12 protein-coding genes and 1 tRNA gene are annotated in these 10046 nt (G+C 61.8%); 11 read left to right on the top strand and 2 right to left on the bottom strand.

The annotated features are described in order from the left end of the window. Positions 1-41: 41 nt before the first annotated feature. Positions 42-1244: an aminopeptidase gene (locus tag AB6M95_RS18715; protein ID WP_371388264.1), complete on the bottom strand. Its 1203-nt coding sequence runs from the start codon at positions 1242-1244 to the stop codon at positions 42-44. 287 nt (positions 1245-1531) lie between these two features. On the opposite strand from AB6M95_RS18715, the gene AB6M95_RS18710 reads away from it, so the two are divergent. The 5 genes from AB6M95_RS18710 to AB6M95_RS18690 all read left to right on the top strand — a co-directional run bounded on the left by AB6M95_RS18710 (position 1532) and on the right by AB6M95_RS18690 (position 4611). Next, positions 1532-1720, top strand: a complete 189-nt coding sequence (locus AB6M95_RS18710) for a ferredoxin (protein WP_066802455.1) — start codon at positions 1532-1534, stop codon at positions 1718-1720. Between the two features lie 285 nt (positions 1721-2005). Then, positions 2006-2824, top strand: coding sequence for a YkgJ family cysteine cluster protein (locus AB6M95_RS18705; protein ID WP_371388263.1), 819 nt, complete (start codon positions 2006-2008; stop codon positions 2822-2824). Positions 2825-2826: 2 nt separating this feature from the next. Further along, on the top strand, positions 2827-3192 hold the full coding sequence (locus AB6M95_RS18700) for a hypothetical protein (RefSeq protein WP_371388262.1): 366 nt from the start codon (positions 2827-2829) through the stop codon (positions 3190-3192). A 15-nt stretch (positions 3193-3207) separates the two neighbouring features. Then, positions 3208-3834 carry a tetratricopeptide repeat protein gene (locus tag AB6M95_RS18695; protein ID WP_371388261.1) on the top strand — a complete coding sequence of 209 codons (627 nt, stop codon included), beginning with the start codon at positions 3208-3210 and terminating at the stop codon, positions 3832-3834. An 87-nt stretch (positions 3835-3921) separates the two neighbouring features. Beyond that, entirely contained in the window at positions 3922-4611 is a 690-nt protein-coding gene (locus tag AB6M95_RS18690; protein WP_371388260.1) for a DVU0298 family protein, read from the top strand. A gap of 76 nt (positions 4612-4687) precedes the next feature. Here AB6M95_RS18690 and AB6M95_RS18685 read toward each other — a convergent pair whose 3' ends face one another. Beyond that, positions 4688-5089, bottom strand: coding sequence for a VOC family protein (locus AB6M95_RS18685; protein ID WP_371388259.1), 402 nt, complete (start codon positions 5087-5089; stop codon positions 4688-4690). 195 nt (positions 5090-5284) lie between these two features. On the opposite strand from AB6M95_RS18685, the gene AB6M95_RS18680 reads away from it, so the two are divergent. The 6 genes from AB6M95_RS18680 to pheS all read left to right on the top strand — a co-directional run bounded on the left by AB6M95_RS18680 (position 5285) and on the right by pheS (position 9872). After that, positions 5285-5359: transfer RNA gene (locus tag AB6M95_RS18680), tRNA-Val, on the top strand. 213 nt (positions 5360-5572) lie between these two features. Further along, positions 5573-7510 carry a threonine--tRNA ligase gene (gene thrS / locus AB6M95_RS18675; RefSeq protein ID WP_371388258.1) on the top strand — a complete coding sequence of 646 codons (1938 nt, stop codon included), beginning with the start codon at positions 5573-5575 and terminating at the stop codon, positions 7508-7510. A gap of 1 nt (position 7511) precedes the next feature. Further along, the gene (gene infC, locus AB6M95_RS18670) at positions 7512-8042 is read left to right on the top strand and encodes a translation initiation factor IF-3 (RefSeq protein ID WP_071544262.1); all 531 of its coding nucleotides are present in this window, start codon (positions 7512-7514) and stop codon (positions 8040-8042) included. A gap of 42 nt (positions 8043-8084) precedes the next feature. Next, positions 8085-8282, top strand: a complete 198-nt coding sequence (gene rpmI / locus AB6M95_RS18665) for a 50S ribosomal protein L35 (protein WP_319584296.1) — start codon at positions 8085-8087, stop codon at positions 8280-8282. 180 nt (positions 8283-8462) lie between these two features. Further along, positions 8463-8816 carry a 50S ribosomal protein L20 gene (rplT, locus tag AB6M95_RS18660; RefSeq protein ID WP_014321735.1) on the top strand — a complete coding sequence of 118 codons (354 nt, stop codon included), beginning with the start codon at positions 8463-8465 and terminating at the stop codon, positions 8814-8816. Between the two features lie 3 nt (positions 8817-8819). Continuing rightward, positions 8820-9872, top strand: coding sequence for a phenylalanine--tRNA ligase subunit alpha (pheS, locus tag AB6M95_RS18655; protein ID WP_371388257.1), 1053 nt, complete (start codon positions 8820-8822; stop codon positions 9870-9872). The last annotated feature ends 174 nt before the right edge of the window (positions 9873-10046 follow it).

Here is a 10046-nt window from a genome sequence, read left to right as displayed (position 1 = left end):
GTTCCCTCTCTCCCCTTCCCCCCGGCCGCCGGAGGCATTTCCTATTCGTACTGGAATTCGCCGTCGGTGTAGATGACGAGTTCCTTGCCGCCTTTGAGGGTGGCGGTGACGGTTTTCTGCTGGGTGTTGACCAGGTCCCAGTGCAGGGCGGAGTCGTTGAAGCCGAGCTGTTTTTTCAGCCCCTCGTCCAGGGTGGACTGGTCGCCGGAGAAGGTGTCGGCATAGGACGCGCCCACGGCCACGTGGCAGTTGCCCTGGGGGCCGCCGAAGTTCTCGTCGAACAGGGTGTTGGCCATGAAGGCGTTGATCTTGGAGAAGCGGCGGTCGGTCAGGGAGAATTCGCCCAGCCGGTTGGCGCCGTCGTCCAGGGTCAGCTGTTTGGCTACGAAATCGCCGCCGGTCTTGGCCTCGGTCTTGACGGCCACGCCTTTTTCGAAGGTCAGGCGCACGCCCTCCACGAAGTTGCCGGAGCGGAAGGACGGCTGGTCGGCGTAGTAGACGCCTTCGGTGCCGCGCCAGTCCGGGGAGAGGAATATCTCGAAGGACGGGATATTGTGGCCGGACACGCCGAGCCAGCGGCGCTGTTCGCCGGGGACCACGATGAGGTCGGTGTCCTTGGACTGGATGCGCAGGTGCTCGATGTCCAGCTTGTTCAGCCACGACTTGACCTTTTCGGCCTCCTTGAAGATGTCGTTCCAGCGGGCGGGCGGGTTGTCGTCGTCCAGGTAGCAGGCCTTGACCACCTGGGCCTTGAAATCGGCCATGGACAGCTTGGCCGCCTCGGCCAGGGCCGGGGTGGGGTAGATGCACAGGGTCCAGCCGAAGTCGCCGGTCTGCTCGCGCTTCTCCATGATGTCGCGCATGAACTTGCGGGCCACGGCGGCCTGGCCGATGCGTTTGGAGTCGATGTTCTGCAGGTGGGTCAGGGAGGCCGGGGCGATGAGCGAGATGAGCCCGTTCAGGCCGGCGATGAACTCGCGGTCGCCGGACGGGATGGCGGTCAGCTGGCCCTCGCTCCCCTTGCCGTAGAAGGAGAGCTCCATGTTGGCGGACAGGTTCTGGCGCGGGATCGGGTTGATGCCCTTTTCCATGAGCAGGTAGAACATGGCCTCGGCCAGGGGCAGGGCGTCCGGATCGAAGCGCAGGAGTACGAAGTCGCCGGGCGCGTAGGGCTTGGTGCGGGCGGTGGACAACCCCCACCACAGGGTCTCGGCGTATTTTTTCAATTCGTCTTTGGTGAACATATGGGTACCTCGTTTGGTTGGTATCGTGATTTCAGCCCGTAAGGTAAACGACTCCGGGCCGCACCACAAGCCGCCATCGCGAATCACGATTTTGTAGGACTTTTGAAAAGCGCTTTCATGGCTTGACACAGGGCTGGCATGAATATATCAGCAAGTTCGTGCCCGGTCCCGCATGACCGGAATCGTACTTTGAAATGTCGTGTCTCGCCCCGGTCGCAGGCCGAACGGGCAGCGCGCGAAACAGCCCCCATTCGGAGGGCATCCCAAATTATTTTCTGGAGGGAAAAATGGGCTACACTATCACTATCGACACTGACAAGTGCACCGGCGACGGCGAATGCGTGGATGTTTGCCCCGTTGAAGTTTACGAACTTCAGGACGGCAAAGCCGTTGCGGTCAACGAAGATGAATGTCTCGGTTGTGAGTCCTGCGTCGAAGTTTGCGAAAACGACGCCATCACTGTCGAAGAAAACTAGTCTTTACGATTCTGATATGGTTACGGGAGCGGCGGATATCCGCCGCTCCCGTTCCATTTTGAGGCCGCCGGACGGTGGGCGCGCAACGGGTCGCGGCCACGGGGAAACGTCTAGGACCGCCTCCTTTCACCGCCGAAGCCGTCGTCCGAAGGCCTCTCATTTTCAGGGTACGTCCCTTCCTTTTTTCGGCAGCGCGGTTGACGGCGCCGAACCACGACTTAATTGGTCCCAAGCGAAACACCACCCATGGCCGGCGTCTTCGCCGGGCCGGTCCAGGAGCAGATAATGGCCCTTGATTTTACGGAGTATTTCAAAAAATACGAAGCCATCGTGGCCGAGATCGACGCGGTCTTCCAGAAGTTCGAGACCGAGATGCCGGACCTGGTCAAGTGCGGCAAGGGATGCAGCGACTGCTGTTACGCCCTGTTCGACGTGACCCTGGTCGAGGGCATGTACATCAACGCCAAGTTCAACGAGAAATTTTCCGGCCTGGAGCGCTCGGCCATCCTGGACCGGGCCGACAAGGCGGACCGCGAGATCCACAAGCTCAAGCGCAAGGTCTTCAAGGCGAGCCAGGAAGGCCGCCCGGTCAACGACATCCTCCTCGAGGTGGCCAAGGCCCGGGTGCGCTGTCCCATGCTCGGCGACGACGACCTGTGCTCCATCTACGAGAACCGGCCCATCACCTGCAGGCTGTACGGCGTGCCCACCTCCATCGGCGGCGAGGCCCACACCTGCAACAAGGCGGGCTTCAAGGGCGGCGAGAAGTACCCCACCGTGAACATGGACATCGTCCTCGACCGGCTGCTGGCCATCGGCAAGGAGCTCCAGTCCGGCATCGGCTCCCGGTTCCGCGAACTGGGCGAGATGCTTCTGCCCGTGTCCATGGCCATCGTCACGGACTACGACGAGACGTACCTCGGCGTGGGCGAGAAGACCGCGCTCAAGGAGAAAGGCCCCGAGGAGATGGAACAGCCGAGGGAGATCGTCGCCCCGGCGGCGGCCAAGGCCCCGGCCAAGCCCTCGGCCTGCGCCTCCTGCACCGAATCCAAGTCCGCCTGCTCGTCCTGCGGCGAGTCCATCGTCCTGGGCGGCAAGGAATAGTCATGACCAAGACGGTGAACTACGAGGAGATGCCCGACCACGAGGTCGAGGCGCGCAAGCGGTTCATGTACGAAAAGATGTCGCCCAGGCGGCGCAAGTTCGTGGACCGTCTGGGCTACGAGAACTGGGACCCGTTCCAGGCTCCGTTCGACCCCATCGACATCCGCGTGGAGAAGACCGGGCTGACCCAGACCCAGCTGACCCAGCTGTTCATCCGCGAGTCGGGCAAGCACCTGAATCAGGAGTACATCGACCAGATCAACGAGTTCAACGTGATGCTGGTCATGAACTTCGAGAAGATTCGGCCGGTCTTCGACTTCTGCCTCTGGTACGCGGAGCACTGCAAGAAACACGGCGTCCAGCCATAAAGCAAGGAAACCAATATGGAACAATTCGACAATATTGAAGAGTACATTGCCGATCTCAAGTCCAAACTGCGCGACAACCCGACCTGCGGCAACACCCACTACAATCTGGGCGTGGCCTATCTTTCCCGCCGCGACTTCGTGGAGGCCGAGCGCGAGTTCCTGGACGCCGTGGCCCATTCCCCGCGCATGGCCGAGGCCTACGTGCAGCTTGGCGGCATCGCCCTGCAGCGCGGCGACATGGATTCCTGCCTGAGCTACAACGTCCAGGCCACCCAGCAGCGCCCGTTCTTCGCCGTGCCCTGGGGCAACATCGGCTTCGTCTACATGCAGCAGGGCGACAACGACAAGGCCCACAAGTCCCTGAAGAAGGCCCTGAAGCTCGACCCCGAGTTCGCCCAGGCCCAGGCGACCATGTCCAGCGTGCTCATCGCCATGGGCGAGTATGAGGAGGCGGACCAGCTGCTCAAGAACCTGCTCGAAAAGCAGGCCCACTTCGGCCCTGGCTGGAACAACAAGGCGATCATCGAGGCCGAGCGCGGCAACTGGGCCGAGGCCGCCGTGTGCATCAAGAAGGCCGAGGAATCCGGCTTCGAGGTGCCCGCCGATTTCAAGAAGGAAGTGGCGGAGCAGGCCGGGAATTAAGAACCGTTTTTGTTGCCCATCCCGGAAAGATGATTACAATAAGGGGGCTGTCCACAGACGGCTCCCTTTTTTTCTTGGAGAAACGCCATGTCCCGATTCCGCAGCGTCAAGAAGACCGTCCGAGATATCCTGGCAGACGACGATTGGCAGGTCCGGCTCGTCGAGCTGGAAGAGTTCCGCCCTGTGGACCTGGTTCCGCCGCTGCTCAACCTGCGCCTGGACCGGTCCGAGCGCGTGCGCTGGCGCTCGGCCACGGCGTTCGGACTGACCGCCGCGCGCATGGCCGAGGCGTCCATGGAGAAGGCGCGGGTGATCATGCGCACCCTGATGTGGTACATGAACGAGGAGTCGGGCAACCTCGGCTGGGGCATCCCGCTCTTCATGGCCGAGGCCATGGTCAACAGCGAGCGCATCGCCAAGGAGTTCCACAAGATTCTGGTGTCCTACATATTCTGCGACGAGGAGTGCGACGGCAACTTCCTGGATCATCCGGAGCTGCGCCGCGACGTCTACTGGGGCTTGGTCCGCCTGGCCGAGTCCCGGCCCGAGCTGGTGGCCCACGGCGAGCGCTTCCTGATGGTCGGTCTGGAGGACCCCGACCCCTACAACCGGGCCTACGCCGCCCGCGTGCTCGGCCTGATCAAGGCCGAGGGGGCCCGGGCCGGGCTGGAGGCCCTCAAGGACGATCCGGCCGCGATCCGCACCTTCCACCACCGCGAGCTCATCGACACCACGGTGGGCGAGCTGGCGAGGGTGGCCCTGGAAGACCTGGGCTAGTCGCCGTTATATGCAAGAAAAAAAAGCCGCTCGGAAGGGCGGCTTTTCTTTGGTCGATGAACAGTGGTGGGGCGGACTACAGATAGAACTGCTTGAACTCTTCGCTCGGCTCGATGTCCACGTAGACGTACAGGGCCACGCCGTAGGGATCGAGGGTGCAGAAGCCCCGGTCGCCCCAGGGGTGGTCCTCCAGGGGCATGAGCAGGGGCAGGCCAGCCTCCACGGCCTCGCGGTGGGCCTCCTCGACCTTGGCTGCGTTCTCCAGTTTGAGGTTGTAGGTCAGACCGCCTTGGTAGAGCTGGTGGTCCGGGGACTGCGGCAGCATGAAGTGCAGGGTGGGGCCGTCCTGGCCGAATTGGAAGCCGATGTACCAGCCGCAGTCGAAGATCAGGCGGCCGTCCAGGTGGGTGGTGTAGAAGGCCCGGGCCTTGTCCAGGTCCTCCACGACGATGGTGGCGGATATGTCGATGGGATGCATGGTCGTCTCCTCGGAATCGCGTTTTTCATCTTGTACGGCAAATCGGGCGGTTGCGCCATCCCGAAGGGGAAAACGGCGAGGGGAAAGGACTTTGGCCGGGGTCCCGGAAACGGAAGCCGAAAAAATGAAAAAATCCGAACAACGTGCTTGACAACCAACCGCCCTCCATATACTTTCCACTCCGCTTCGACGAGAAGGCGCGTAGCTCAGGGGGAGAGCATTTGCTTGACGTGCAAAGGGTCGTGGGTTCAAATCCCTCCGCGCCTACCAGAACATCCCCGGAAGGGAGGCCTAGTGGCCTCCCTTCCATTTTTTGGTTGAAGCGAAAACGCCGGTCCGGGCCGTCTCCCCATTGACGGCCCACGGTTCCGTTCCTACCTTGACCGGAGTCGAACGGAAACCGCATCGGCGGATCGGATCAGGTGTTTCACGGCGCAACCGCGCCTAAAGGTTCCGGCCACGGCCGGACAAGGGAGAGATGAAGTGTTGGTTGAAATCTCCGGTAAACAGGTTGAAGTGGCCGACGGCGCCTCCTGCGCCGACGCCCTCCAGGAAGGGCTGTCCAAGAAACAGTTCAAGAACGTCGTGGCCGCCAAATGCGGCGACGCGATCGTGGACCTTTCCACTCCCGTTACCGAGACCTGCACTACCATCGAGCCCGTCTTCGCGGACAGCGAGGAAGGGCTCGGCATCATCCGCCACTCCGCGGCCCACGTCATGGCCGAGGCGGTCAAGAAGCTGTTCCCCACCGCCAAGGTGACCATCGGCCCGTCCATCACCGACGGCTTCTATTACGACTTCGACTACGAACGTCCGTTCACGCCCGAGGACCTGGAGGCCATCGAGAAGGAGATGCTCTCCTCGGTGGGCGCCAACAAGGAGTTCTCGCGCACGGTCATGTCCAAGGCCGAGGCCAAGAAGCTGTTCGAGTCCAAGGGCGAGACCTACAAGTCCGAGATCATGGACGACCTGGGCGGCGACGAATTTTCCATCTACACCCACGGCGACTTCGCCGACCTGTGCCGGGGCCCGCACGTGGCCCGCACCGGGCAGATCAAGGCCTTCAAGCTGCTCTCCGTGGCCGGGGCCTACTGGCGCGGCGACGAGAAGAACAAGCAGCTCCAGCGCATCTACGGCACCGCCTGGGAGGACCCCAAGGCCCTGAAGAAGTACCTGACCCGCCTGGAAGAGGCCAAGAAGCGCGACCACCGCAAGCTCGGCAAGCAGCTCGACTTGTTCTCCTTCAGCGACGAGGTCGGCCCGGGCATGTCCCTGTGGCATCCGCGCGGCATGCTCCTGCGCGCCATCCTCGAGGACTTCGAGCGCAAGGAGCACCTCAAGCGCGGCTACCAGCTGGTCCAGGGCCCCATCATCCTCAAGCGGGAATTGTGGGAGAAGTCCGGCCACTACGACAACTACCGTGAAAACATGTATTTCACGGAGATCGACGAGCAGGCCTACGGCATCAAGCCCATGAACTGTCTGGCGCACATGATCATCTATAAGAGAAAGATCATGAGCTACCGCGACCTGCCCCAGCGCTACTTCGAGCTGGGCGTGGTCCACCGCCATGAGAAATCCGGCGTGCTTCACGGGCTGATGCGCGTGCGCACCTTCACCCAGGACGACGCGCACCTGATCTGCCGCCCTGACCAGGTGGAGGAGGAAATCCTCGACCTGATCAAGTTCTACAAGGACATCTACGCGCTGTTCAACTACGAGTTCGACGTGGAGCTGTCCACCCGCCCGGAGAAGTCCATCGGCTCCGATGCGGACTGGGAACTGGCCACCGAGGGACTGCGTCAGGCGCTCGACAAATCGGGCATGCCGTACGCCATCAACGAAGGCGACGGCGCGTTCTACGGCCCGAAGATCGATTTCCACCTGCGTGATTCCATTGGCCGGAGCTGGCAATGCGGCACAATTCAAGTGGATTTCACCTTGCCAGAGCGCTTTGACATAGTATATGTGGGCGAGGACGGTGAGAGGCACCGGCCCGTGATGATCCATCGCGCCATGCTCGGCTCCATCGAACGCTTCATCGGCGTCTTGACGGAGCACTGCGCTGGTGCGTATCCTGTCTGGCTGGCGCCCGTGCAGGCGCGTTTGCTGAACGTGACCGACGCACAAGCAGATTTCGTGAAGAAAGCCGAGGCCTTCCTCGTTTCCAAGGGCATCCGCATCGAAGCGGACACCCGCAACGAGAAGCTCGGCTACAAGATACGGGAAGCTCAGGTTGAGAAGATCCCGTACATGTTGGTAATCGGTGACAAAGAGGTTGAGGCCGGATGCGTCAATATCCGTTCACGAGACGGAGATGACCCCGGGATGGTGACACTGGAGGAAGCCGCGCAGTTGATTCTTGATGCTGCAAAGGCGCCCTTCAAAGCAGGAGGAATGAGCTATAGCTTTTCGGGGTAACATACGTCGGGATCAGAAGAGGGAAGACCTGGTCCGGCGGAACGAGAGGATTCGCATCCCCAAGGTGCGGGTCGTGGATGATGACGGTGAGCAGCTCGGTGTGATGGCTACCCGCGACGCGCTTGATCGCGCCCGGGAGAAGGGTCTCGATCTTGTAGAGGTCGCGCCCAACGCCGACCCGCCCGTCTGCAAGATCATGGATTACGGCAAATTCAAGTACCAGCAGCAGAAGAAGCTGCAGGAAGCGAAGAAGAAGCAGACCGTAATCAAGATCAAGGAAGTCAAATTCCGGCCCAAGACCGACGAGCACGATTACCAGACCAAGCTCAAACAAATTGTAAAGTTCCTGGAAGGCGGCGACCGCTGCAAGGTGACCATCTTCTTCCGGGGACGCGAGATCGTCCACAAGGACCGCGGGCTGGCCATGCTCGAGAGGGTCGTGGTGGACACTCAGGATTTAGCCAAAGTCGAGAGCAAGCCCATGTCGGAAGGACGGACCATGACGATGATGCTCGCTCCGGTGAAAAAATAGAGACGTGAGAAGGGGCCTTTGGTCCCATTCTAGGAGGATACTATGCCCAAGATCAAAACCCGCCGTGCAGCCGCCAAGCGGTTCTCCAAGACCGCGACCGGCAAGTTCAAGCGCCGCCGCAAGAATCTCAGGCACATTCTGACCAAGAAGAATGCCAAGAGAAAGCGTCGCCTCGGTCAGTCCACCACCGTGGACACCGTGAACATGAAGGCTGTCCGTCGTCAGTTGCCCAACGGCTAGCAATCCGCCTGATACGGCCATCCGGCGGCGTCACAAGAGAGGAGGGGAATGGCCCCTGCTCGCACGTACGCCGGTTGCGCCCAGACGAGATGCCCGTTGATCCCTTTCAACCTATAAAGCAATCCACCTCGCCGGGGGAGTCCGTCCGGCCCGGGAGGTAAAAGCGATGGAGGTTTTACCATGAGAGTAAAGCGTGGAGTTGCCGCCAAGCGGCGTCACAACAAATATCTGAAGATGGCCAAGGGTTACCGCGGCGCGGGTTCCCGCCTGTACCGCACCGCCCGTGAGCGCGTCGAAAAGGCCCTGTGCCATGCCTACAAGGACCGCAAGCGCAAGAAGCGCGAGTTCCGCAAGCTGTGGATCATGCGCATCAACGCCGCCGCCCGCATCAACGGCATGTCCTACAGCCGTTTGATGGATGGCCTGAAGAAGGCCGGCATCGAGCTGAACCGCAAGGTTCTGGCGGATATGGCAGTGCGCGATCCGCAGGTGTTCGCCAAGATCGCAGAGGCAGCCAAGGCCAAAGTGAGCTAAATTGTGAGTAGTGAATTGAAGTCCTTCCTGGAAGGACTCGACAGCCTGGCCCAGGATTGCGCATCGCGCAAGGGCCAGGCTTGTTCGTTAAAGGAACTGGAGGAACTCCGCATCGAGTTCCTGGGCCGGAAGGGCAAGCTCGCCCAGATCATGGGCAAGCTCGGCAAGCTCGACAATTCCGACAAGCCCGCCGCGGGCAAGAAGGCCAACGAAGTCAAGCAGGCCATCACGGCTCAGCTTGACGCGTGGGAGGCCGAGCTGCAGGCGGAGGAGGCCGGACAGGCCCTGTCGCGCTTCGATCCCTCCATGCCGGGCCGCAAGCCGTGGGCCGGTTCCCTGCATCCCGTGACCCTGGTCATGGACGAGATCGCCTCGGTCCTGGTGGGGCTCGGCTTCGAGCACGCCGCCGGCCCCGAGGTCGAGAACGACTGGCACAACTTCGAGGCCCTGAACATGCCGCCGGACCACCCGGCCCGCGACATGCAGGACACCCTGTACGTGTCGGAGAAGATCGTCCTGCGGACCCACACCTCCGGCATGCAGATCCGCTCCATGCTCAAGCGCAAGCCGCCGCTGGCGGTCATCGCGCCGGGCAAGGTCTACCGCCGCGACTCGGACCTGACCCACACCCCCATGTTCCACCAGATCGAGGGGCTGCTGGTCGACAAGAACGTGTCCATGGGCGACCTGCGCGGCACCCTGACCGTGTTCGTGCGCAAGGTCTTCGGTCCCAGGACCGAGGTCCGCTTCCGTCCGAGTTTCTTCCCGTTCACCGAGCCCAGCGCCGAGGTGGACATCTCCTGCGTCATCTGCGGGGGCAAGGGCGAGACCGACGGGAAGACCTGCCGGGTGTGCAAGGGCACCGGCTGGGTCGAGATCCTGGGCTGCGGCATGGTCGATCCCAACGTGTTCAAGTCCGTGGGCTACGACCCCGAGGTCTACACGGGCTTCGCCTTCGGGCTCGGCGTCGAGCGCATGGCCATGCTCAAGTACGGCATCGACGACCTGCGCATGTTCTTCGAGAACGACATCCGTTTCCTGGAACAGTTCGCCTAGATTTGTGGCGGCACGGGAGGGCGCAAGCCTTCCCGCGTGCCCCGTTGACATACCGAACTCCCCGGAGTTCACCCCTTACGAAGACAACTTTTCCATCCCCCTCCGAACGCGCGCACCGCGCATGTAAAAAGTTTAGGAGGGGAGAGGGGATGGGGGTCCGGGGGAAGGGGAGAG

Origin of the sequence: Pseudodesulfovibrio karagichevae (genome assembly GCF_041414475.1) — a bacterium.
Taxonomy (GTDB): domain Bacteria; phylum Desulfobacterota; class Desulfovibrionia; order Desulfovibrionales; family Desulfovibrionaceae; genus Pseudodesulfovibrio; species Pseudodesulfovibrio karagichevae.
Note: the sequence above shows the minus strand (reverse complement) of the source record. Positions and strands in the feature narration are given on the sequence as shown.